The organism is Phaeodactylibacter luteus (assembly GCF_007993045.1).
In the GTDB taxonomy this organism is placed as follows: Bacteria; Bacteroidota; Bacteroidia; order Chitinophagales; family Saprospiraceae; genus Phaeodactylibacter; species Phaeodactylibacter luteus.
On sequence record NZ_VOOR01000043.1, the window covers coordinates 24,452 to 47,449 of the forward strand.

16 protein-coding genes and 1 tRNA gene are annotated in these 22,998 nt (G+C 54.2%); 10 read left to right on the forward strand and 7 right to left on the reverse strand.

Translation table 11 applies throughout. From position 1 onward, the window contains the following. The first annotated feature begins 528 nt into the window (after positions 1-528). Positions 529-3,609: a translation initiation factor IF-2 gene (gene infB / locus FRY97_RS16965; protein ID WP_147168760.1), complete on the forward strand. Its 3,081-nt coding sequence runs from the start codon at positions 529-531 to the stop codon at positions 3,607-3,609. A gap of 163 nt (positions 3,610-3,772) precedes the next feature. On the opposite strand, the gene FRY97_RS16970 is transcribed toward infB, so the two are convergent. Together FRY97_RS16970 and FRY97_RS16975 are read right to left on the reverse strand one after the other, a co-directional pair. Further along, on the reverse strand, positions 3,773-5,863 hold the full coding sequence (locus FRY97_RS16970; protein WP_147168761.1) for a prolyl oligopeptidase family serine peptidase: 2,091 nt from the start codon (positions 5,861-5,863) through the stop codon (positions 3,773-3,775). Between the two features lie 699 nt (positions 5,864-6,562). Then, positions 6,563-7,477, reverse strand: a complete 915-nt coding sequence (locus FRY97_RS16975; RefSeq protein ID WP_147168762.1) for an ROK family protein — start codon at positions 7,475-7,477, stop codon at positions 6,563-6,565. Between the two features lie 144 nt (positions 7,478-7,621). Between FRY97_RS16975 and FRY97_RS16980 the strand changes: the two genes are divergently transcribed. The 3 genes from FRY97_RS16980 (at position 7,622) to FRY97_RS16990 (ending at position 11,571) form a co-directional block, all read left to right on the forward strand. Next, complete coding sequence (locus tag FRY97_RS16980; protein WP_147168763.1) at positions 7,622-8,758, forward strand: alpha/beta hydrolase; 1,137 nt, start codon at positions 7,622-7,624, stop codon at positions 8,756-8,758. Between the two features lie 12 nt (positions 8,759-8,770). Next, the gene (locus FRY97_RS16985; RefSeq protein WP_211356902.1) at positions 8,771-10,246 is read left to right on the forward strand and encodes a leucyl aminopeptidase family protein; all 1,476 of its coding nucleotides are present in this window, start codon (positions 8,771-8,773) and stop codon (positions 10,244-10,246) included. A gap of 110 nt (positions 10,247-10,356) precedes the next feature. Further along, entirely contained in the window at positions 10,357-11,571 is a 1,215-nt protein-coding gene (locus FRY97_RS16990; protein WP_147168764.1) for an ATP-grasp domain-containing protein, read from the forward strand. Between the two features lie 428 nt (positions 11,572-11,999). Here FRY97_RS16990 and FRY97_RS16995 read toward each other — a convergent pair whose 3' ends face one another. After that, complete coding sequence (locus FRY97_RS16995) at positions 12,000-13,583, reverse strand: peptide chain release factor 3 (protein WP_147168765.1); 1,584 nt, start codon at positions 13,581-13,583, stop codon at positions 12,000-12,002. A gap of 424 nt (positions 13,584-14,007) precedes the next feature. On the opposite strand from FRY97_RS16995, the gene FRY97_RS17000 reads away from it, so the two are divergent. Further along, positions 14,008-15,885 (forward strand): cation:proton antiporter, encoded by a 1,878-nt coding sequence (locus tag FRY97_RS17000; protein ID WP_147168766.1) that lies wholly within the window; start codon positions 14,008-14,010, stop codon positions 15,883-15,885. Positions 15,886-15,951: 66 nt separating this feature from the next. Here FRY97_RS17000 and FRY97_RS17005 read toward each other — a convergent pair whose 3' ends face one another. Both FRY97_RS17005 and FRY97_RS17010 read right to left on the reverse strand, forming a co-directional pair. Then, entirely contained in the window at positions 15,952-16,374 is a 423-nt protein-coding gene (locus tag FRY97_RS17005) for a CBS domain-containing protein (RefSeq protein WP_170254709.1), read from the reverse strand. A 123-nt stretch (positions 16,375-16,497) separates the two neighbouring features. After that, entirely contained in the window at positions 16,498-17,052 is a 555-nt protein-coding gene (locus FRY97_RS17010; protein ID WP_147168768.1) for a glycoside hydrolase family 73 protein, read from the reverse strand. 185 nt (positions 17,053-17,237) lie between these two features. On the opposite strand from FRY97_RS17010, the gene FRY97_RS17015 reads away from it, so the two are divergent. Beyond that, positions 17,238-18,584: an MATE family efflux transporter gene (locus FRY97_RS17015; RefSeq protein ID WP_147168769.1), complete on the forward strand. Its 1,347-nt coding sequence runs from the start codon at positions 17,238-17,240 to the stop codon at positions 18,582-18,584. A gap of 92 nt (positions 18,585-18,676) precedes the next feature. Further along, positions 18,677-19,384, forward strand: a complete 708-nt coding sequence (aat, locus tag FRY97_RS17020; protein ID WP_147168770.1) for a leucyl/phenylalanyl-tRNA--protein transferase — start codon at positions 18,677-18,679, stop codon at positions 19,382-19,384. 53 nt (positions 19,385-19,437) lie between these two features. On the opposite strand, the gene FRY97_RS17025 is transcribed toward aat, so the two are convergent. Then, entirely contained in the window at positions 19,438-20,154 is a 717-nt protein-coding gene (locus FRY97_RS17025; RefSeq protein ID WP_147168776.1) for a pirin family protein, read from the reverse strand. Positions 20,155-20,367: 213 nt separating this feature from the next. Between FRY97_RS17025 and bcp the strand changes: the two genes are divergently transcribed. After that, entirely contained in the window at positions 20,368-20,832 is a 465-nt protein-coding gene (gene bcp, locus FRY97_RS17030; protein WP_147168771.1) for a thioredoxin-dependent thiol peroxidase, read from the forward strand. Positions 20,833-21,126: 294 nt separating this feature from the next. Here bcp and FRY97_RS17035 read toward each other — a convergent pair whose 3' ends face one another. Next, a complete protein-coding gene (locus FRY97_RS17035; RefSeq protein WP_147168772.1) occupies positions 21,127-22,053 on the reverse strand; it encodes a PfkB family carbohydrate kinase in 927 nt (308 codons plus the stop codon). Between the two features lie 101 nt (positions 22,054-22,154). Here FRY97_RS17035 and FRY97_RS17040 point away from each other — a divergent pair. Together FRY97_RS17040 and FRY97_RS17045 are read left to right on the forward strand one after the other, a co-directional pair. After that, positions 22,155-22,228: transfer RNA gene (locus tag FRY97_RS17040), tRNA-Asn, on the forward strand. 352 nt (positions 22,229-22,580) lie between these two features. Beyond that, complete coding sequence (locus tag FRY97_RS17045; protein WP_147168773.1) at positions 22,581-22,865, forward strand: GIY-YIG nuclease family protein; 285 nt, start codon at positions 22,581-22,583, stop codon at positions 22,863-22,865. Positions 22,866-22,998 lie beyond the last annotated feature (133 nt).

Sequence of the window (22,998 nt, forward strand, 5' to 3'; positions counted from 1 at the left end):
TAGCGCTGCGGAGGGGTGGCCAGCCCGATAGGGCCGAGCGAAGAGCGAGCCCCGCAGCATAGCGGCTCCTGCCGTGGGGCAGGGGAAGCCCCCTAAAAACAGCGCTCTGGTTTGTGCCCATAGCTTCAATGCTAAATAATAAGGCTCCCGGCCTGCCCGTGTATGCATAGGCGGGCCGGGAGAAATAAGCCCGGCGGGAACAAAAAAAGAAATGGGCGAACTCTTTAAGGCCACTTTGCGTTGGCTGCAGGAGAGCCTTGAGTCATGAAAGTGCTCATAATTAGGATTTTCAGGGTTTTTGCCCTGTAGATTTACGGATTAGACCGTAATCGTCTTATCTTTGTGGCCGTGCTGCAAATTTTCTGGGAAAGACGGAAAGCACGCCACTTCAATAAGCATGATAGGCCATAGCTGATTTTTAAGTGCCATCTTCTATTTTATTCATCCAAACAAGATTAATAAGATATGTAAAGGACTGAGCGAAGCTGATGCCTATCTGCCAACGTTGCAAAGTAGTAAAACTTCATAATGGCGAAACGTTTAGTAAAGATAGCTAAGGAATTGAACGTAGGTACCTCTACCATCGTAGACCACCTCACGAAGAGTGGGTTCGATATAGAGAACAAGCCTACGGCTAAAATCTCTGATGAGATGTATACCGAGCTCCTGAAGGAATTTCAGAAGTCGATAGCTATCAAAGAGAAAGCCGATCAGTTGGTGATCGGCAGCCGCCCTGCCGCTGAAAATGAAAAGCCCAAAGCCGAGCAAGACTCGAACGGGCTTCCTCCTCTCCCCAAAGTCCCCCCTGCAGCAGAAGCTCCCCAAAAAGAGGCCCCTCCGAAGCCTAAGCCGCTTATCCCGGATCAGGAAAAGCCTGCCGCGCAAAAGCCTGCCGTGGAGCAGCCTGCCGCAGCCGAGAAAGAGCCTGAGCCTAAGAAGGCTGAGGAGCCTGCTAAGCGCGGCCCTAAAATCTTGGGCAAGATTGATCTTGACGCCCGGGATAAATCAGGCCGCTTAAAGCAGAAGCCTGTGGTGGAAGAAACGCCTCCTGCTGCCCAAGAGCCGCAGAAAACAGAACAGCCAGAAACGCCCGCTGCCCAAGAGCCGCAGAAAACAGAAAAGGCGGAAACGCCAAAGCCTGAGGCCAAGGATCTGGAAGAGAAAAAAGAGCTGGCCAAGCCGGCTGAAGCAGAAGATAAGAAAACAGCCAAGCCGGCACCGTCCGAAACGGAAGCGCCGGCTGCTCCTGCTGCCAACGAGGATAAGCCTGCCGCCGGACAGCCTAAAACCGAACAGCCTGCTGCAAAAGCCCCTGCTGCGGAAGAAGGGCAAAAGGCGGAGCCTAAATCTGATGCGCCTGCTGATGCAGGTGCTGCGGAAAAAGCTGCTGCCAACCCCGGTGTTTTCAAAGCCGAAGCCCCCGAGCTGCGCGGGCTGAAGATATTGGGCAAAATCGACGTTGATAAAGTTGATCGTTCGGGCCGTGGCAAAAAGAAGAAAAAGGACGAAAAGAAGGATGCCCCAAGCGCAACCCCCGCAGCGGGCAATAATGACGAGCCTCGTAAAAAGCGCAAGCGCAAGCGCAAAAAGGTAGCGCCTACAGAGACGGCCGGGCAGCGCAGCACTGCTGCCGGAGGAGGCAAAGCCCGCAAGCGCGGCAACCGCAAAGAGGATGAAGTCAAAGAGGTTTCCCAAAAGGAAATTGAAGATAAGATCAAGGCCACTATGGCCCGCATTTCTGGTGGCGGAAAACGCAAGCGCCAAAAATTGCGCCGCGATAACCGGGAGCGCCTGCGGGAACGGCAGGAAGAGCGGGAAATGGAAATGGAATCCAAATTCCTGGAAGTCACTGAATTTATTTCAGTGCAGGAATTGGCCAACCTCATGGACGTGCCGGTCACGGATGTCATCATGACCTGTATGAACTTGGGGGTCATTGTATCGATCAATCAACGCCTCGATGCTGAAATCATTGAGCTCGTAGCCGAAGAGTTTGAGCATGAAGTCAAATTCATTGATGCTGGCGAACAGGATGACGAGGAGGAAGAGATCGTAGATGACCCTGAAGACCTGCAGCCCCGTGCGCCTATCGTTACGGTCATGGGCCACGTTGACCACGGTAAGACCTCTCTGCTCGACCACATCCGTAAGGCGAAGGTTGCTGATGCAGAGGCCGGTGGTATTACACAGCACATCGGTGCTTATGAAGTCAATGTAGGAGCAGATGATAAACGGATCACCTTCCTCGATACCCCTGGCCACGAAGCTTTTACGGCTATGCGTGCCCGTGGTGCTAAGGTGACCGATATCGCCATCATTATCATTGCGGCGGACGACAACATCATGCCGCAGACTAAAGAAGCCATCAGCCACGCTCAGGCGGCGGGTGTGCCTATGGTGTTTGCCATCAATAAGGTGGATAAGCCGGGGGCGCAGCCTGAACGCATCAAACAGGAGCTGGCTTCTATGGACTTCCTCGTGGAAGAATGGGGCGGCAAATACCAATCCCAGGATATCTCCGCCAAAACGGGGCAGGGCATCGATGAGCTATTGGAGAAAATCCTGCTGGAAGCCGAAATCCTGGAGCTGCAGGCCAACCCTGACCGTTTTGCCAGCGGTACGGTCATCGAGGCTTCTTTGGACAAGGGGCGGGGCTATGTCACCAAGCTTTTGGTGCAGACTGGCACCCTGCAAGTCGGCGACCCTATGGTGGCCGGTGAGCACTCTGGCAAAGTGAAGGCCATGTTCAACGAATTTGGCAAGCGGGTCAAAGAGGCGGGGCCGTCTACTCCTGTCCTCGTACTGGGCTTGGGCGGCGCGCCACAAGCCGGCGAGCGCTTCCGTGTCCTAGAGTCTGAACAGGAAACCCGCCAACTGGCAACTAAGCGGGCGCAGATTGCAAGGGAGCAGGCCAACCGGGCAACCAAACGGATCAGCCTCGATGAAATCGGGCGCCGTCTGGCACTGGGCAGCTTTAAAGAGCTCAACCTCATTGTCAAAGGTGATGTGGATGGATCGGTCGAAGCCCTTTCTGACTCTCTCATCAAGCAGTCTATCGAAAGCGTACAGGTCAATGTCATCCACAAAGCTGTCGGGCAGATTATCGAATCTGATGTCCTCTTGGCTTCTGCTTCTGATGCTATTATCATTGGTTTCCAGGTGCGCCCATCATTGGGGGCCCGCAAACTGGCTGAGCGCGAAGGTGTAGAGATCAATACTTACTCCATCATTTACGAAGCGATTGAGGAAATCCGCTCGGCTATCGAGGGCATGCTCGAACCGACTAAGGAAGAGAAAATCGTTGCTCAGGTGGAAGTGCGCGAGGTGTTCAAAATCAGCAAAGTGGGCACAGTTGCCGGCTGCTACGTGCAGGAAGGCAAAATTACCCGCAATACGCTGGTCCGCGTTATCCGGGACGGCATCGTGATCTACCCGACCAAAGAAGGGCAGACGGCAGAGCTCTCTTCCCTCAAGCGTTTCAAAGACGATGTGCGCGAGGTGAAAGCTGGGTTTGAATGCGGCCTTTCGGTAAACAATTACAACGATATCAAGGTGGGCGATACCATCGAAGGTTATGAGATTGTTGAAATCAAACAGACCCTTGATTAGGCTTCTGCCACTCGGTGAATAAGGAAAAAAGGGCATTGGCTGTATAAAGCCGGTGCCCTTTTTTAGCACAAAGCCCCGCTGTTCCCGATAAGGGGGCAGCGGGGCTTTGTGTTCAATCAACGACAACGCTTGGTGGGCCTTTCCCCGGAAGGTGGAGGCTTTGCTACATGCCAAGCTGCCGCATCATGAAGCGGTAACGGAATTCATAATAGTCGATCAGCTGATCTGTCGACTGTCCTGATCCGTGGCCGCTGTCGTAGTTGATGTACAATAGGATAGGGTTTTTCTGCCCTAGGTTGTTCTGTAGGGCTGCTGCAAACTTCTTAGCGTGCAGGGGGTCTACCCGCGAGTCGTTTTCTCCCGCTGTGATGAGGGTAGCCGGGTGGTCTATGCCCATGCGGATATTGTGGTAAGGTGAATACGTGAGGATGTTCTGGAAATCCTCTTTTTTATCGGGGTCACCGTATTCAGGTATCCAATAGCGGGCGATGAGGAATTTGTGGAAGCGTACCATATCGAGCAAGGGCACCCCGCAGATGGCTGCCTTGAACAGGTCTGGGCGCTGCGTAATGACGGCCCCGACCAGGAGCCCGCCATTGCTCCCCCCTTCTATGCCAAGTTTGCCGGTATTGGTATAACCTTCCCGGATGAGGTATTCCCCCGCTGCTATAAAGTCATCAAAAGTATTTTGTTTGTTCATCAGCATACCATCCTCATGCCAGCTTTCGCCATATTCGTCCCCGCCCCTCAGGCCGGCATGAGCATACACGCCCCCCCGATTGATGAATGCAGCCCGAAGGCCTACAAAACTTGGGGAAATGCCAATGTTGAACCCCCCATATCCGTATAGCAAGGTGGGGTTGTTGCCGTCCAGCTTGAGCCCCTTCTTGTGTACAATGAAAAGGGGCACCTTCACGCCATCCTTGGAAGGGTAAAAGACGATTTTGGCTTCCAGCTCATCCGTATCGATAGGGGCGTCCTGCTCATAGTACAGCTCCCAGTCCAGTTTCTGGGATTCCAGCTGAGCAGGGTCCAACCGGAAAATCTTGTAAGGGCTGGTGAAGGTGCTCAGCCCTACAAAAAGGGCATCGACATCTCGGTTGTAGCTGGCCGAGGCAATATTGCCGACTTCAGGCGCTTCTATCTCTTTGATTATCGTGCCGTCGAGTTGGCGGAGGACCATCCGGCTCAGCACGTCCTTTTTTTCTACCGTGATCAGGTAATCATCGGTAATCGTATAGCTTTCGAGCACGACATCTTCCCGTTCGGGGACAAGCTCTTTCCAATGTTCAAAGCCCGGCCGCTTTTTGTCGGCTACCATGAGCTTAAAGTTGGGCGCTTCGTGGTTGGTGTAGAAGTAGATTTTTTCCCCAATGGCATAAGGGCTGGCCCGGTACTTTTGGTTGGCATAAATCTCCTGCGGATTGTCATTGCTGCCTGTACGCTTCATGCGCAGGGAATGCGTGGCGTAGAAGTCGCCTTCGCTAAAGAAAGTCAGATCGCTGTAGCGGGCGTCAAACACACTGCCCGTATTTTTTGCATCTTCAGGCACCAGCAGGGTCTGATCAGTAGCCCGGGCGCTGCCAATCTTGTGCAGGCGGATCTCAATAGGTTGCTGAGCGTTGATCATTTCCTGTGTCCTCACCCAGATGTAGGCATGCGCCTCATCATCGGTCCAGGCAAAGCCCCTCAACCCTTCAATTGGGTCGCCCAATATTTTCCCCGTACGGGTATCAACGATATAATAGGTGTTGATCTCTGCACCTTTAGACTGTATGCCCACTGCCACCCGGCTTCCATCTTTGGTGAAGCTGCGGCCAGAGAGGGCAGATTTCCCAGAGGGGTCTATCTGCTCCGGGTCAAAAAGGAGCAGGTCTTTGCCATCTAGGCGGGTATAAAGCTTTGACTGCTTATCGCCTTTACGGCGGAGGGTGTAAAACTGCCGGTCGGCTACCAGTTGCATGGGGCTCTCCACATCACGGTCTATATAAGCTTGTATCTCTGCCCTCAGCCCAGGAATGTCGTCAAACTGCGTATTCACAAAGTGGAGCGTAGCGTCGTGCTGCGCTTGCGTCCAAGCTTTCACCTCCGGGTCATCCTTGTCTTCCAGCCAACGGTAGGGGTCGGTCAAGGTGTAGCCATGTAAGGTATCTGTAACCGGCCGGGCCGGCGTGTTCGGGAAAAAGTATTGAGCAAGTCCTGTATTCATGCCTGCAAAAATAAGCAGAATGAATAGGTTGAAGCGGTACATCATAAGTCATATTGGTTTAATAATTCGATTAGGTTTCCAGTTTGCAGGGCAAGTGCAGGGCTCCTCCCCTACCGTGGCCCCATGTGTTGGGGCATCTGCTGTCAGGCTTGGGGCCTCCAGCTTGCTGCGCGTGATGGGCCTGCCCCCTCCGAAAGGATTGGGGCCTGCCCCTGCCCAACAGGCAGGTGCCGCTATGCTACGGGGCTCGCTCTTCGCTCGGCCCTGTCGGGCTTAGAGCTGTTCAGATTTTGCTTTTGGAGCGAACGCAGCCAAATTTTGCCCTGATCGAGGCGTTTTATATTCAAGAATGGGACAAAGGGCCCCATTCTTGAATCCAATAGCCTAGCTACGTGACCGAAAAACAACGAAGAGCAGGACAAAAGTTGGCAAGAGCAGCCCGAAGGGTAAAATCCGAACAGCTCTTAAACCCCTTCGCAGCGCTAGGCCGGCGCTATCCTAAAGCTAGGGCCTGCAATATGCTGGCTTCCGCCCGTTGCATTTCCAACCTCCGGGCTGTTCTTGCCCAATTTCATGCTCTAAGATAGCCTCAAGTAAGGAGTACCAAGCCCAGACGAAAACGTTCAGATTGGCATCAAGGTGGCCTATGCATTTCAGATGTGGCCTTGCAGCCTCCCCACAAATAGGCTGCTATTGGCCCGTGTATCTCCAAGGCTTAGCCCCCTTCCACTATTGTGGGCGCCCTTAGCGGTCAGCTACCAGCATAGCGGCACCGAACACCCCTGCGCTGTCTCCCAGCTCTGGAGCCAGAAAACGGGTATCGAGCCGGTGATTGAAAGTAAAGTGCCGTGCAGCCTCAACCCCTTCCGTATACAATTGGGGGATGTTGCCCAGGCCGCCGCCGAGCACGATCGCATCGGGGTCGAGCACATTGATGACGGAGGCGATGCCTTTCCCAAAGAAATGCAGCAGCCGGTCTAGCGTAGCCCGTGCAGCCTTATCATTCTCCAGGCGGGCCATGATCTCCTTGAGGCTGCGCTTTTGCCCGGCCTCTTTTTCATAAAACCGCTCCAAGGCCGGGCCCGAAATCACCGTCTCCACACAGCCCGAGAGCCCACAATAGCAGGGGCCGCCCGAATCATCGAGGAAGTTGTGCCCCCACTCGCCGGCTATGCCCTGCCGGCCATTGCGCACCTGCCCGTTGATGACAACACCCCCGCCTACGCCTGTGCCCATAATGACCCCAAACACGACCTGTGCATTGGGCGCTTCTCGGGGCACTTTGCCCAGGCGTGCCTCGGCTATCGCAAAACAGTTGGCGTCATTGGCCATAGCGACAGGGATGCCCAAACGGGCTTCCAAGTCTTTATGCAGAGGCTTGCCGTTGAGCACCACGGCGTTTGCATTTTTGATCAGGCCGGAGTCGGGGTCGGTAGTGCCCGGGGTGCCAATCCCTATAGCATCAGGCCTTTCGCCACAGTCGTCGATGAGCAGGCGGATGACTTTTTCAATTTGCCCGATAATATGCTCGTAGCCTTTTTCTTTTTCCGTCGGCACGCGCAGGCGCGAACGCACTTTCAACGGGCTGATGCTTTCGATAATAGCGCCTTCAATTTTTGTCCCTCCAAGGTCTATGCCCCAGAGCAGTTGGTTTTTCATATCCCGAATTTTATTGGTCACCCTGAAACTACAAGAGTCTGTGCATTATTTTTGTACTTTTACGCAATTTTTTAAGTGCTTCATCCGCTGCCGGGAACACCCCGGCAAGCCTGCGAGCTGCACAACTTTACACCATCCAAATTTATGACAGCAGGTGATTCATCCGCACAGGAACATCAGCCCGGAGCGGGCACAGGGCTGAGGCTGGCCCTGACAGCCCCTGAGGATGGCACGGGCAGGCCCGTGTACGTAGCGGGCAACTTCAACAGCTGGCGCGTCTCTGATGAGGCCTACCGCATGCAAGAAACCGCCCCTGGGCAGTTTGCCTTTGAGTTCCCGGCTGGCGAGCTACTGCCAGAAGTGCTGGAGTACAAATACCATAGAGGCGGGTGGGAGCAAGTGGAGATCGACCGCTTTGGCAACGCCATTTCCAACCGCCAATGGAGGGCTGCAGAAAGGCCCGGCCCTGAAGACCGCGTAGAACGCTGGATGGTAGATGGGCTGTACTACAATCCTGCCTTCTTGCCGAAAATTGTAGACCTGAGCGCCGACTTCAAAGTGCCTAAGCTCATCAAGACCCGGCGCATCACTGCGCTGCTGCCGTACGACTATGATGCGAGCGGAAAGCGCTACCCGGTGCTCTATCTGCAGGATGGGCAGAACCTTTTTGACGAGTATGCCCCTTTCGGAAACTGGGGCGTCAACAAACGCCTGGCCATGATGGCAGAGCAAGGCTTTGGCGACATCATCGTTATTGCTATTGACCACGCAGAAAAAGACCGCATTGCGGAATATACCCCCTCCTTCCGTACACAGCTGGGCTCTGGCAATGGCAAGAAGTACGTACGCGCCCTGGCCGACCGGCTCAAGCCTTTCGTGGATGAGCACTTCCGGACGCGCCCTGAGCGGGAGCATACCGGCATTGGCGGCAGCTCAATGGGCGGGCTCATCAGTATTTATGGCGGGCTCATCTACCCGGAAGTATATGGCAAGCTCATGATATTCTCCCCTTCTCTCTGGGTGAGCCCCAATATCCACTTCCATTATATGAACTTTTTCGACCCTCGGGATATGAGGGTTTACGTTTATGCCGGCGAAGGCGAAAGTGCGAACATGGTGCCCAATATCCGCCGTTTCATTAATGCATCCGAACAGCAAACCGAAGCCTCATTTACCTTTGAGCTTTCTCTGGACCCCGACGGGGCCCACAACGAAGCTCGCTGGGGACAAGAGTTCCCCCGTGCCGTGGAGTGGCTTTTTTTCCAAACCACTAAAGATTAAAGTACCCTGCTCATGATGGAGATCTCATCCCAAAACACCATTGAAAAATCAATATCCTGCCTGCTATTCCCCATTGCCAAGACTGATGCTGTGAAGGATCAGCTGGCCAAAGCCGCCCGGCTGGCCGGACAGGGCAGTGAGCTGTTGTCTGCTGATTTTACCGGGGCGGCAGGCGAGAAAACGACCCTGTATGGCAATGGCCTGAAAATCCATCTGATCGGGCTGGGCGAGCCCAAAAATTGGGCAGACCTCATCAAGCCTTTCCGGTCCTTTTCTCACAAGCAGGCTGCACAGCTGTCTGCCGCTACAGGCGTATGGCTAGGTGGGCTGACGTCAGCACAGGCCCTGCGCAGGGCCGAAGCAGCTGCACACGGCTTGCTGTTGGGCACGTATCAGTTGGGGCGTTTCCGGCAGGAGCCGGCAGGGCAGGAGCACCCTTTGGCTCAAGAAGGTGCTCAGCTTATGTTTTTTGGCGAAAGCCTCTCGGCGGAAGAGGTGACGGCCGCGGGGCAAAAGGGGCTGCACCTGGCAGCTACTCAGATGCAGATGATGGACCTTGTCAACGCTCCTAGCAATTACAAAACCCCCGAAATGCTCGCCTCATGGGCTTTGGCCTCCGGAGAAGCCCACGGATATAGCGTGAAGGTGCTCGATAAAGCTGCTATACAGCAGGAGGGGCTGCACGCTCTACTGGCGGTGAACCGCGGCAGCGAGGTAGAGCCCCGTTTCATCATCATGGAGTATCAAGGACAGGGGGGCAACCTGCCCAAAATAGGCTTAGTCGGCAAGGGCGTCACCTTCGATACGGGAGGCGTCTCTATCAAGCCCTCTACCAATATGCACTACATGAAGAGCGATATGGGAGGGGCTGCTGCTGTCTTAGGCACTATGGAGGCTGCCGCCAAATTGCGCCTGCCTGTGCACTTGATCGGGATTGTGCCAGCGACAGACAACTGCGTAGATGCCAATGCCATCAAGCCAGGCGATGTTATCGGATCTTACAGCGGCAAAACCATAGAGGTAACGGATACGGATGCGGAGGGCCGCCTGATACTGGCCGATGGCATTGCCTATATGCTGAAGCATTACGCACCAGATACCCTTATCGACCTGGCTACACTGACGGGCAGCGCCGTGCGCACCTTCGGGTACCATGCCGCCGCGCTGTTCAGTAGCTCGGAAAGCCTGCAGCAGCAGCTGATGGCATTGGGCGAAGCAGCTGGGGAGCGGGTTTGGCCTTTGCCCCTTTGGGAGGTATACGAGGAAGACCTCAAGTCTGATACTGCTGATGTGCGCAACTTCAGCGGGCGCCCAATGGCCGGCGCGATCAATGCCGCCAAATTCCTTGAGTTTTTTACCCATCAGCACCCCAACTGGGCCCACCTGGATATTGCAGGGGTTGCATTTGGCGACAATGAGTTCTCTGTGCAGAAAAGCGCATCTGGCTATGGGCTCAGGCTGCTGACTGCGTTTTTGGAAACCTTTTAAGCGATAAAATATCAGCGGCAGGCGCGCAAAAGCAGGGGGATTGATTATCTTTCGATGTGGCAGTACGATCGGCTGCTGCTATATTTCTTCCACCCACAGATGTTGAACCAATGGACAGACCCCTGACATTCCTCTGCGTGACCTGCTACTTCAAAGGCAGTGATTTTCTGAAGGCCTGCAAAGCTGCCGGCAATACGGTTTACCTGCTTACCGCAAAAAAGCTGGAGCATGCAGACTGGCCACGAGAAGCGGTAGATGAGTTTTTCTACCTCGATACGGATGAGAATACTCCGGAGAACTATGCCAACATGGAGAAAGGGCTGGCCTGGCTGATGCGCAATAAGCCAGTGGACCGCGTCGTCGCCCTTGATGACTTCGATGTGGAGAAAGGGGCCTTCCTAAGGGAAGCCTTCCGGATACCTGGAATGGGCCAAACGACGGCACGCTATTTCCGGGACAAGCTGGCCATGCGCATGAAAGCAGCAGACGCAGGTATCCCTGTCCCTCCTTTCAGTTCGCTGTTCAGCGATGCTGCCGTCAATGCATTTATCGAAGAAACAGCAGCCCCATGGGTCGTCAAGCCTCGGTCTGAAGCTTCTGCCACTGGCATACGCAAAGTGCACAATGGCGATGAGCTCTGGGCGGTCATCCACAGTTTGGGGGACGAGCGCCACCAATACTTGGTAGAGCAGTTCAAGCCCGGCGATGTTTACCATGTAGATGCCCTGACAGTAGACGGGCAGGTCGGCTTCAGCCGGGTGTCCCGCTATCTGAACACGCCTTTTGAAGTGGCGCATGGAGGGGGGATATTCCGTTCTGCCACCGTCCCTTTCGGAGGGGAGGAAGACGAAGCACTACAAGCGGTCAATGCTCGTGTCATGGAAGCCTTTGGCATGCAGTTCAGTGCTTCCCACACCGAGTTTATCCGGTCCAAAGAGGATGGGCAATACTATTTCCTGGAGACGAGCTCCCGGGTCGGTGGTGCCCACCTTGCCGAGATGGTATATTACTCTTCGGGGGTCAACCTCTGGGCAGAATGGGCTCGGCTGGAAACCGCAATGGCCAAAGGCCTGCCTTATACGGCTCCTGAAGCCCGTCAGGACCACGCGGGCATAGTGGTCTCCCTAGCCCGGTACGAACACCCAGACCAAAGTGTATTCAATGAACCGGAAGTGGTGTGGAAGCTGGACAAAGCCTATCATGTCGGCGCTATTGTGCAGTCGCCTTCGCGCGATCGTGTACTGGAGCTGCTTGATGGCTACGCCGAGCGTATCCACCAGGATTTTCACGCAAGTGCACCGGTGCCAGACAAACCGCTTGATTAGCAGTTGTTTTGCCTGGGGCATTCGCCCAATTGGCCAAGGGCAACTTTGCGCCTGTTTGGACGGGCGTGAGCTTAAATGTCGCAGGCGTTTATGCTTTCCGGGCTATAGGCTGGCATTGGCCTAGCGCTGCGAAGGGGTGCAAGCCCGATAGGGCCGAGCGGACAGCGAGCCCCGCAGCATAGCGGCACCTGCCCGATGGCAGGGGCAGGCCCCCAAAAAAAACGGCCATCTGGTTGGCACCTGTTTAGGCTTTAGCAATCGGGCTATCCCGCTAGACAGGGGGACACTTTTTGCTTATATCCCGTTTCGAAGATCCTTCCCAGTTGTTATAAAGTAAAAAGCGAGACTTGGCTAAACTCCGGTTTTCGTGCCTTGCCTAACCCCAAACTGCCAGTTTTCGCCTAGAAGGGCAAAACCCAAACCGGCCCTTAGAAATCGCTTTTGAAGTGGAATTCAATCTCTGGATGGTTCTCCTGTGCCATTTTGAGGGACCAAGCCGACTCTGCGAGGTAGACCAACTGCCCGTGCTTGTCGCGGGCCAAGTCCCGTTTCCTGCGCTGTATAAACTCTTTCAGCGCTTTCTCGTCTTTGGCCGTTACCCAGCAAGCCTTGTGCAAGTTGAGCCCTTCATAGGTACAGCGGGCGCCGTACTCATGCTCTAGGCGGTACTGTATCACGTCAAATTGCAGCGCACCAACAGTGCCAATAATTTTGCGGCCGTTGTCCTCTTTGACAAAAAGCTGGGCGACCCCTTCGTCCATGAGCTGTTCAAGCCCTTTATCCAGCTGTTTGTACTTCATGGGGTCTGCGTTGTTGACATAGCGGAACTGCTCAGGGGAGAAGCTTGGGATACCTTTGAAGTGGAGCTCCTCCCCTTCGGTGAGGGTATCGCCAATTTTGAAGTTGCCGCTATCGTACAGGCCGATCACATCACCCGGGAAGGCCTCGTCCACCACCATTTTTTTCTCCGCCATAAAACTGGTAGGGTTGGGGAACTTCATCTTCCGGTTTTGGCGTACGTGGAGGTAATTGGTGTTGCGCTCGAAGGTGCCCGAACAAATACGCATGAACGCAATGCGGTCGCGGTGCTTGGGGTCCATATTGGCGTGTATTTTGAAGACGAAGCCGGAGAAGCTGCCCTCTTCCGGCTTGACCTCCCGCTCCTCTGCCGGGCGGGAAAGTGGCGGAGGCGCCACCTCTACAAAACAGTCGAGCAGTTCCCGGACCCCAAAATTATTGATGGCACTGCCGAAGAATACCGGGGAGAGCTCTCCTCTAAGGTAAGCCTCCCGGTCAAATTTAGGATAGACCGACTCCACCATGTGGACCTCTTCGCGCAGTTCATCAGCAGCAGCTGTCCCTACCAGCTCGTCCAGGCGCCCATCAGATAAGTCCGTGATTTCGACCACGTCCTCCTCATCCTGCTTGCCATGTGGGCGGAAGAGGATGATCTTCTGTTCGTAAAGGTTGTACACCCCTTTGAAGCGCTGCCCCATGCCGATCGGCCAGCTCAAAGGTCGGACCGTCAGGCCCAGCTTTTGCTCCAGTTCATCGAGCAGGTCAAAACCATCGAGCCCCTCCCGGTCCAATTTGTTGATAAAAACCATGATAGGCGTGTTGCGCATCCGGCAGACATTGACGAGTTTCTCCGTTTGGGCCTCCACCCCTTTGGCTACGTCGATGACGACAATAACGCTATCCACAGCGGTCAGGGTACGGTAGGTGTCCTCTTGGAAATCTTGGTGGCCAGGCGTATCGAGGATGTTGATTTTCAGGTTGCGGTAATCAAAAGCCATGACAGAAGTGGCGACGGAGATCCCCCGCTGCCGTTCAATCTCCATGAAGTCGGAAGTTGCACTGCGCTTAATTTTATTGGACTTCACTGCGCCAGCCACCTGAATGGCGCCACCGAAGAGCAGGAGTTTTTCGGTGAGGGTAGTCTTGCCGGCATCAGGGTGACTGATGATGCCGAATGTGCGGCGGCGTTTGAGCTCTTTGAGGTTGACAGACATAAATGCTATTATGAATGGGCGGCTAATGGCAGCACCCTGCAAGTTGTTTTCAAAACGGCAAAGGTAATGATTTCGTGCCAATGAGGCGCGCCCTCTGTTGCCGAAGCCTGCTTTCCCGGAAGGCACTTCTGCGGCGGTTAGAACCAAGCGAGCGGCAGAGGGGTTTAAAGTAGGGAGCAATACTGTGGAGCAGCAGGTATATTTTATTAACTTGTAAGCGCCGCAGGTGGCAGCTGCCGACAGGTATGTGAAGGGGAAGAGCCTCGATTGCAACACCCCTCCAAGCACCCTTGACCCATGCAGTTGCTGTAGCGCGCTATTTCCAAATCCGCTATCACTGGTCACGCACAACCTTCCCGCCGCCACCGAGCACCGCGAGAGGGCGGGGCAGGCCCTGATTAAAAACGAACATCAACAAAAGCCAATGGTAGAACTCGCAGGAATCATCGTATTGGGCATTATGGCTCAGTGGCTGGCATGGCGCATCAAGGTGCCGGCCATCCTACCCCTTATCATCACAGGGCTGGCCGTAGGCCCAATCTCGACTTTCTTCACACACGATGGGCAGAAACTCCTTGAGCCCTTGCTGATTGAAAGTGGAGAAGGGGGGAGCTATGGCATATTTCCAGACAAATACCTGTTTTCCTTTGTGTCCCTGGCCATTGGCATCATCCTTTTTGAGGGAGGGCTTACGTTGAAGCGCAAAGAAATTGCTGGTGTGGGGCCGGCTATCCTCAAGATGATCACGGTCGGTTCCCTCGTCACCTTTATCGGCGCAGGGCTGGCGTCCCATTTCATTATGGACCTCAATTGGGCGATTTCCTTTCTTTTTGCCGGGCTTGTCATCGTGACCGGGCCTACCGTGATCGCTCCTATCTTGCAGAACATACCTCTCAACCGCAACGTGAGCACAGTGCTCAAGTGGGAAGGCATCCTTATCGATCCGGTAGGGGCATTGGTAGCGGTTTTGGTGTTCGAGTTCATCCGGTCGGCAGAGGGCGGGGTAGAATTTACCTCGCATGCCCTGGTAACGTTTTTCCAGATCCTGCTCATTGGCTTGGCCTTGGGCAGCCTCGCGGCTTTTGCGTTATACCACCTGATCAAGCGCGATCTTATCCCGCATTACCTGCTCAATGTCTTTACCCTGGCCTTTGTGCTGCTCGTCTTTGTATTTTCTGACCTGCTCGCACATGAGGCCGGCCTGCTTTCTGTCGTCATCATGGGGCTGGTGCTGGGCAATACTGATGTGCCAAGGCTCAAGGAGATTTTATCCTTCAAGGAGTCCCTTAGTGTACTGCTCATTTCTATACTCTTCATCATCCTCTCTGCGCTTATTAATGTAGAGGATATTTACATCATCATCAGCGACTGGCGGGCGCTCGGGCTTTTCCTGACGGTTACGCTGGTGCTCCGCCCTTTGGGCGTATTCCTGAGCACCAACCGGTCAGACCTCAACTTTCGGGAAAAAGTTTTCATTTCCTGGGTAGGGCCAAGGGGCATCGTGGCTGCTGGCATTGCATCGCTCTTCGGCCTGACCCTTACCTCTGGCGACCCCCAAGTGGAGGACGCAGAGTACCTCGTGCCCTTGGTTTTTATGATTGTGCTGGGCACCGTTTTGATCAATGCCACAACGGCCCGTGCAGTGGCCCGTTTGCTCAAGGTAACCCTTGATGGCTCCGAGGGCATACTGCTGGTAGGCGCTAATGGGGCTTCCCGTATCATCGGGCAATACCTCGAAGGACAGAACCGGCACGTTGTTTTGGTGGACAATAGCGAGAGCAGTGTCAAAAAAGCAAAAGAGGCCGGGCTGGAAGCTTACACGGCCAATATTTATACCGAAGACCTAAGCGATCAGTTCGAACTGCTAGACATGGGGTATATGATCGCTATGACAAGCAGCCCCGATGTCAACCAATATGCTGTGAGGGCTTACCAGAAAATTTTTGGTGAAAACGGCTCCTTCCGCCTCATCAACCCGGATGAGCTGAAACAAGACCGGGAAGATCTGCCCCAGCACGGCATCTTTTCTTACACCGATGACTTCCTGAACCTCAATGAGGTTGCGCGGGATTACCCAGAAATACATGAGCTGGAGGTTAGGAGCCGGGAAGAGCTGGAGCGGATGATCGACCGCACCGCAGTCAACAATCATACTGCGCCGCTGTTCCTGAAATTCCCGGATGGCAGCCTGGAGCCCATCCCCCCTACGCTGCAAGAGCTGGATTTTGAAGAAGGCATCATGCTGGTCTACTTGGGGCGGGAGTTGGAAAAAGCGAGCATAGAGGAAGTGCTGGGCGAGTAGGGCTACAAGAGCAAGGGCGTTGCGTGCTTTAGCCGCAATGCCCTTGCTCAATTGGAAAGCACTTTCCTATTCGTTCAAGAGGTCAATGATATCATGAGTGGTCACGATGCCTGCAATTGCCTGCTCTGATGTGGTTACAGGCAGTGCTTGATAGCGGTTCTGTGCCAGTAGGCGCACGGCATCCTGTACAGTAGCCGTATCTGGCAAGGTTTCCACTTCCGTCTGCATCAGCTCAAGTACTTTAAACGCCCTTAGCTTAGCCATTTCGCGAAAGCGGTCGCTCTCGTGGTGGGTATACCCTCTCAGCAGGTACAGAAAGTCTGATTTGCTTACAATCCCAACAACCTTGCCGTCTTCATCCACTACAGGCACATGGTGGATGCGGTTTTCCCGGAACAGGGTGTCGAGCTCGGAGGCCGGGCTGTCCACTTTTACGGTTTTGGGGGATGAGGTCATGATGCGGGTGACAGGGATTTTGAGGTCAATCATAGCCATTCCTGGTTTGAGCTGCGGAAAGCCCGCAGCGTTGTGAGTCAATTAGTGAGGTATGGTATTTGGCAGGGCTGATGCTACAAAAGTAGCAGGCCCATAAGGCAAAAGCAGTGACAATAATCAGTCGGTGAGCTGAAATTCAGACAATTGGTATCTCCAGATGATGCCGCGCAGCTTTTGAGCGTATTCGGGGTCGGTAGCATAGCCGCCTTGCTGTATGGCCTCGGCCCACCCCTGATAGTCCCAAACCGAAAGCCCTTGCGTAGCCTGGTAGTTTTTGCGGGCAGTAATGAACCTCCCAAAATCTTGGTAGCTCCTCCGGATAAGGGGGTACTTTCGGAAGCAGGCGGTCTCTTGATAAGCATCCAGCCCGCTGAACTCTTGAGTCTGCTTACAATACTGCAGCCCTCGCCATTCCGGCTTGACCTTCAAGCCAAAGTGGTTGTTGGCATGCCGGGCCAGCTCGCTGCGCCCCCAATCGCTCTCCAGCCCGGCCACGGCCAAGATAAACGGCACAGGGATGCCCGTTTCCAAATGTAGCTCTTTGGCCAGATAAAGGTGGCTCTGTATGTAAGCCGTGACTTTCCATGGGCGGGCGTTGCTGTAGGGAGCACCTGCGGAAAGCAACAGCACAGCAGGCAAAAGCAACAAAATTCTTATAATAGCAGACCTCATGATGTATTAAACCTGGATGAAGAGATGGGTTGTCTCCCCAAAGAAAAAAAATTCCGGCCACAGCCCCAACCCCGAGATCTGCCACATTGGAATGAATACGGCAAAGTAGCGGCTAAATACCCGCGGCCAGGTGCTTGTTATGCCCTGCCGGGGCTTACCTTTGCGGCGCAAACCATGATCAGACTATGTGGCAGGAAGTAAAAAAGACACTTATCCTAGGCTGGCCCATCATTCTGGGCAATATGACCCAAATAGCGCTGGGCATTATTGATAGCGCTATGGTGGGCGCTATACACAGCTCTCAGCTGGCTGCTGCTGCTTTTGTCAACAACCTGATTGCCCTGCCCCTGATCTTGGCCATAGGCCTGACTACCGCCATCTCTCCTTTGGTCGCTTCTGCCCTAGGCGAAAAGGACGAAGTGAAGCCCCTGCGCATCCTCTTCAATGGGGGGCTGATCGTAACGGCCATGGCGCTGCTCTTCGCCATAGGTATACACTTTGGGGCAGATATGGTCTACTACTTCGGGCAAGACGAAATTGTGGCTGAGCTGTCGCGCCCATATCTGATATGGATGGGCTGGGGAATGATACCCATGGCTGCCTTTATGGCGATGAAACAGTTTGCCGACGGCTTGGGCCGCACCCGCGTGCCCATGTACCTTGCGCTGCTGTCTATACCCATTAATGTCCTGGTCAACTACGCCTTCATTTTTGGAGAATGGGGCGCGCCGCGCATGGAGCTCGAAGGTGCTGGCGTGGGCACACTGGCTTCTCGTATAGTCGTGATGATTGCCATTTTCTGGCTTATTGCCAAAGGTGAGCATTTTGCCCCCTACCGGCAGCATCTGTCGGATCAGCTGCAGTTCCGCTATAAGCGTTTTAGAGACATCTTCCGGATTGGCATACCGGCCAGCCTGCAGTACGGTATGGAAACGGCCGCTTTTGCCTTATCGGGCATTATGGCAGGGTGGCTGGGCTATGTACAGCAGGCCGCGCACCAGATTGCCATCAGCATAGCTTCCTTCACATTCATGGTCTCAGTGGGCATCAGCGCGGCGGGCAGTATACGCGTGGGCTATGCCTATGGCCGGCAAGATTGGGCGCATGCACGGCAGGTCGGGCAATCGACGCTGCTTATTGCCATCGCCTACGGTGTGCTATGTGCTGTGTTCTTCGTGCTAGGCCGGCATCAGCTCCCCTTGCTCTTCAATGATGAAGCAAAGGTGGTAACCTACGCTGCTGTCCTCTTATTCCTGACCGCTGTGTTCCAGATTTCAGATGCCGTGCAGGCCATTGGCGTGGGGCTGCTGCGCGGGCTTCAGGACGTCAGGGTGCCTACCCTGTTCGTATTCCTGGCATACTGGGCTATTGGGATCCCTTCTGGCTATGCCCTGGCATTTTGGTATGGCATGGATGTTGGCGGTATTTGGATCGGGCTGGTCATTGGGCTCAGTGCCAGTGCTATCTTACTGACGCTGCGCTTTTTGCGGCTTACCGCCAAAAACCAAGGGAGTGCTCGCCGGCTGGGCTGAACAGCCCGCCAAGTTGCCCAGCCGAGTCAAAATTATGCACCGGACCGGTCTAATGCGTACCTTGCGTATCGTCTGACTCAAACCCAACAAATATGCCTGTTTTTTGGCTAGACCCCTCGGACAATAGATTCCCTCACCCATCTGAAGCCAACCCTGATGGCCTGCTCGCTATAGGCGGAGACCTATCGGCAGAGCGGCTGCTGTCTGCGTATCAGCTTGGCATATTCCCCTGGTACAACCCAGGAGAGCTGCCCCTTTGGTGGTGCCCCGACCCCCGGTTTGTCCTCTTTCCCGAACAGCTGAAGGTGTCCAAGAGCATGCGCCCTTATTTCAACCAACAGAAGTTTACGGTCAGTTATGACACATGTTTTGCGGAAGTCGTAAAAGCTTGTGCCAAGGCTCCGAGGCAGGGGCAGGAGGGTACTTGGATCAGCAATGAAATCATTACTGGTTATACAGCGCTCCACCAAAAGGGCTTTGCCCATTCTGTGGAGGTATGGGAGGCCGGGCAATTGGTGGGCGGGCTGTACGGGGTAGCCCTCGGCAAAGTCTTTTTTGGCGAGTCTATGTTCGCCAGGAGGTCTAATGCCTCGAAATTCGGCTTCATAGCTCTAGTACGAGCGCTTCGGAGCCGAGGCTTTACCCTGATCGACTGCCAACAGGAAACCAACCACCTGCGCAGCTTGGGCGCAGAGCTGATCAGCCGGGAAGCCTTCCTCCGTTTGCTGGGCGAAAATGAGGAAAAACATCCGCCAGCGCCAGCGCATTGGGCGGATTGGGGCCAGGCAGAGCAGGGCTGAAGCATACCGACAAAGGGATGATGCCTCAGCCCTGCCCTGCTCTGTGCTAGCGCCTAGGCTGTTGCCTCCATAGGTACCTCAATGAGGAGAAACTGTGCTTTGGCCCCCGCCTTGACCGCCACTTCCGCTGTACCCCACAAGCCTATGGCATCACGCCGGCCCAATGTTTCCCCAGCCACTTCTACTTCGCCTTCCAAAACGAAGAGATAGGCCCCCTGCCCAGGCTGATGCAAGTGGTAGCTGACGGATTGGCCCGCATCAAAATCCCCCAAAGAGAACCACGCATCTTGGTTGATCTTCAAAGCGCCCGCTTCGTCAGGGGCCACTACCGTCAGCAGCTGATTGCGCCGGTCTTCTGGGCGGTATACCCGCTGCTCATATCGGGGCGCTATATTGCGGGCCTTGGGGAATACCCAGATCTGCAGGAACTTCACGCCCTCCTCCTTGGAGTGGTTGTACTCAGAATGCCGGACGCCAGTACCTGCCGACATGATCTGCACTTCATTTTCGCGTATGATGGTTTTGTTGCCCATGCTGTCTTGGTGTTCAAGCGCGCCCGACAAAGGAATGGATACGATCTCCATATTGTCGTGCGGGTGGGTCCCAAACCCCATGCCGGGTGCCACTTCATCATCATTTAGGACCCTCAGCAGCCCAAACCCCATGCGCTCAGGGTTGTACCAGCTGGCAAAGCTAAAGGAATGGTGGCTATTGAGCCAGCCGTGGTTGGCGTGGCCGCGGGTGCCAGCCCTATGAATGGTCTTTTGCATCATTTGCTGTGTTTTAAGTCATAATAACTGTTGCAAAAATACGGGGGCTGACAGCCCGTGTAAAGGTCCCAAGCCGGGATGTTATGGTCAAAATCCGGGGTGTAGCCTTTTTTAAACCTGTACCGTATCCGTTTGTTCCACAGGGAAAGCATTCGGCTCGCTTTTGGGCGAATGCCAACAGAATATCCAACATTCCAAAAAACAGAACGAGACATGACTACACTTCAAAAAGGCGACAAGGCCCCAGATTTCAGCGGCATTGACCAAAACGGGGAAACTGTTTCCCTGGCAGATTTCAAAGGGAAGAAGCTGATCCTGTTTTTCTACCCCAAAGACAATACACCGGGCTGTACAGCAGAGGCTTGCAACCTAAGGGACAACTACAGCATCCTGCAGGAGAAAGGGTATGCGTTATTGGGCGTAAGCCCAGACAGTGCGAAAAAGCACCAGAATTTCATCAGCAAGCATGAGCTGCCTTTCCCCTTGCTGGCCGATACCGAAAAGGAGGTGCTCAATGCCTATGGCGTATGGGGGCTGAAAAAGTTCATGGGCCGGGAGTACGACGGCGTCCACCGCACTACGTTCATCATCAACGAGGAAGGCGTCATCGCAGAAGTTATTGCCAAAGTGAAGACCAAGGCACACTCGGAGCAGATCCTAGAAGCAATGGAAGGCTGAACAGCGCGCCAGCCAGATTGCCTCTTTTTTGGAGCTTGCCCAGCTTGCTTCGAGTGATGGGGCCTGCCCCTGCCTAACGGCAGGTGCCGCTATGCTCCGGGGCTCGCTATCCGCTCGGCCCTAGCGGGCTTGCCCCCCTCCGCAGCGCTAGGCCGGCGCTATGCTGTAGCCCGTCAGGCTTAAGCCCTTTCGGCATTTTGGTTTGCGCCCAGCTAAACAATCCCCCCCAACATCAAGAAGCCCCGCGCAGTGCAGCACTGCGCGGGGCTTCTTGTTTGAACCGCCAATGAGCTATTAAAGCTCGATGTCGGCGTCGAAGTTGACCAGCTCTACAAATTGTGAAATACGCTTGTTGATCTCTTTGTTAGACAGCTCTTTGAGGCGCTCAATGCTAAACTTCTCTACACAGAAGGAAGCCATGGCTGAGCCGTAAATGACCGCCCGCTTCATATTCTCGAAAGAGAGGTCGCCAGTGCGCGCAATGTAGCCCATGAAGCCGCCCGCGAAAGTGTCCCCTGCCCCAGTAGGGTCATAGACTTCTGCCAGTGGCAGTGCCGGGGCAAAGAAAACCTTGCCGCCTTCAAAGAGCAGCGCCCCGTGCTCACCTTTCTTGATGACGAGGTGGCGTGGCCCTAGCGCATGGATTTTTTCAGCGGCCTTTACCAGAGAGTGTTCCCCAGACAGCTGACGGGCTTCTTCATCATTGATGATGAGGGCATCGATGTGCTGAAGCACATCGAGCAGGCTGTCCATAGCCGTATCCATCCAGAAGTTCATCGTATCCAGCGCGATAAACTTGGGGCGCTTATTGAGCTGGCCGATGACCTCTTTCTGTACGGCAGGCGTCAGGTTGCCCAGCATAAGGAAATCGGTATCTTTATAGCTGGCAGGCAACACAGGCTTGAAGTCCGCCAATACGTTGAGTTGAGTGTCCAGCGTATCGCGTTCATTAAGGTTATCATGGTATTTGCCTGCCCAGAAGAAGGACTTTTCTCCGGTTTTTACCTGAAGCCCTTCAAGGTCGATACCCCTGGATTTCATATAGGACAGTTCATCTTCGGGGAAGTCGTCCCCAATCACAGAGACGATTTTCAGGTTGTCTGTAAAATAGGAGGCCGCGAGGGTGATGTAAGTAGCGGCTCCGCCTACCACCTTTTCAGCACGGCCGAAAGGGGTTTCGATATCGTCAAATGCTACAGTTCCAACAGCTAAGAGGCTCATGTCTTATTTTTTAAAATTTTTTCTGCTACAAATATTGCACATTTATTCGGGATGGTATAAATTTGCACTCGCCTTTTAAAGGAAAGGTTATTTTAAGAGTTGCCTCAGTAGCTCAGCTGGTTAGAGCGGCGGACTGTTAATCCGTAGGTCCAAGGTTCAAGTCCTTGCTGAGGCGCTAAGCCCTGATGTCTTCATCAGGGCTTTTTTAATACCCCAACACATCAGGGCCATGTTCTGCACCTACATCCTTATATGAGGTTAGAGCGGTCCCGCAGGATTGCGGGATTAATCCGTAGGTCCAAGGTTCAAGTCCTTGCTGAGGCGCTAAGCCCTGATGTCTTCATCAGGGCTTTTTTAATACCCCAACACATCAGGGACATGTTCTACACCTACATCCTTATATGAGGTTAGAGCGGTCCCGCAGGATTGCGGGATTAATCCGTAGGCCCAAGGTTCAAGTCCTTGCTGAGGCGCTAAGCCCTGATGTCTTCATCAGGGCTTTTTTAATACCCCAACACTTCAGGGCCATGTTCTACACCTACATCCTTTATTCCCCCTCGGCCGACAGATATTACATAGGACATACGCAGGACTTGGCGCTCCGCCTTCGCTTTCACAATGAGCTAGGCGAAGGCACCTATACCTCGAAGCACCGCCCCTGGGAATTGTCGTGCACCGTCGAGCTGCAGAGCCGTTCCGCGGCATTCCGCCTGGAGCAGTACATCAAGCAGCGCAAAAGCCGTGCTTTCATTGAGCAGTTCATCTCTGTATCGTCATACCGGTCGTACATAGTTGAAAAAATCTGCCTTTGAGGTTAGAGCGGTCCCGCAGGATTGCGGGATTAATCCGTAGGTCCAAGGTTCAAGTCCTTGCTGAGGCGCAAAGCCCTGATGTCTTCATCAGGGCTTTTTTAATACCCCAACACATCAGGGCCATGTTCTACAC

Excerpts from the sequence above, each read along its gene's own strand:
- FRY97_RS16970 (WP_147168761.1), bottom strand. The coding sequence starts at position 5,863 with ATGATGTACCGCTTCAACCTATTCATTCTGCTTATTTTTGCAGGCATG.
- FRY97_RS17035 (WP_147168772.1), bottom strand. The coding sequence starts at position 22,053 with ATGAGCCTCTTAGCTGTTGGAACTGTAGCATTTGACGATATCGAAACC.
- aat (WP_147168770.1), top strand. The coding sequence starts at position 18,677 with ATGCCTGTTTTTTGGCTAGACCCCTCGGACAATAGATTCCCTCACCCA.
- FRY97_RS17010 (WP_147168768.1), bottom strand. The coding sequence starts at position 17,052 with ATGAGGTCTGCTATTATAAGAATTTTGTTGCTTTTGCCTGCTGTGCTG.
- FRY97_RS16985 (WP_211356902.1), top strand. The coding sequence starts at position 8,771 with ATGATGGAGATCTCATCCCAAAACACCATTGAAAAATCAATATCCTGC.
- FRY97_RS17005 (WP_170254709.1), bottom strand. The coding sequence starts at position 16,374 with ATGATTGACCTCAAAATCCCTGTCACCCGCATCATGACCTCATCCCCC.
- FRY97_RS17015 (WP_147168769.1), top strand. The coding sequence starts at position 17,238 with ATGTGGCAGGAAGTAAAAAAGACACTTATCCTAGGCTGGCCCATCATT.
- FRY97_RS16995 (WP_147168765.1), bottom strand. The coding sequence starts at position 13,583 with ATGTCTGTCAACCTCAAAGAGCTCAAACGCCGCCGCACATTCGGCATC.
- infB (WP_147168760.1), top strand. The coding sequence starts at position 529 with ATGGCGAAACGTTTAGTAAAGATAGCTAAGGAATTGAACGTAGGTACC.
- bcp (WP_147168771.1), top strand. The coding sequence starts at position 20,368 with ATGACTACACTTCAAAAAGGCGACAAGGCCCCAGATTTCAGCGGCATT.
- FRY97_RS16990 (WP_147168764.1), top strand. The coding sequence starts at position 10,357 with ATGGACAGACCCCTGACATTCCTCTGCGTGACCTGCTACTTCAAAGGC.
- FRY97_RS17025 (WP_147168776.1), bottom strand. The coding sequence starts at position 20,154 with ATGCAAAAGACCATTCATAGGGCTGGCACCCGCGGCCACGCCAACCAC.
- FRY97_RS16980 (WP_147168763.1), top strand. The coding sequence starts at position 7,622 with ATGACAGCAGGTGATTCATCCGCACAGGAACATCAGCCCGGAGCGGGC.
- FRY97_RS16975 (WP_147168762.1), bottom strand. The coding sequence starts at position 7,477 with ATGAAAAACCAACTGCTCTGGGGCATAGACCTTGGAGGGACAAAAATT.
- FRY97_RS17045 (WP_147168773.1), top strand. The coding sequence starts at position 22,581 with ATGTTCTACACCTACATCCTTTATTCCCCCTCGGCCGACAGATATTAC.
- FRY97_RS17000 (WP_147168766.1), top strand. The coding sequence starts at position 14,008 with ATGGTAGAACTCGCAGGAATCATCGTATTGGGCATTATGGCTCAGTGG.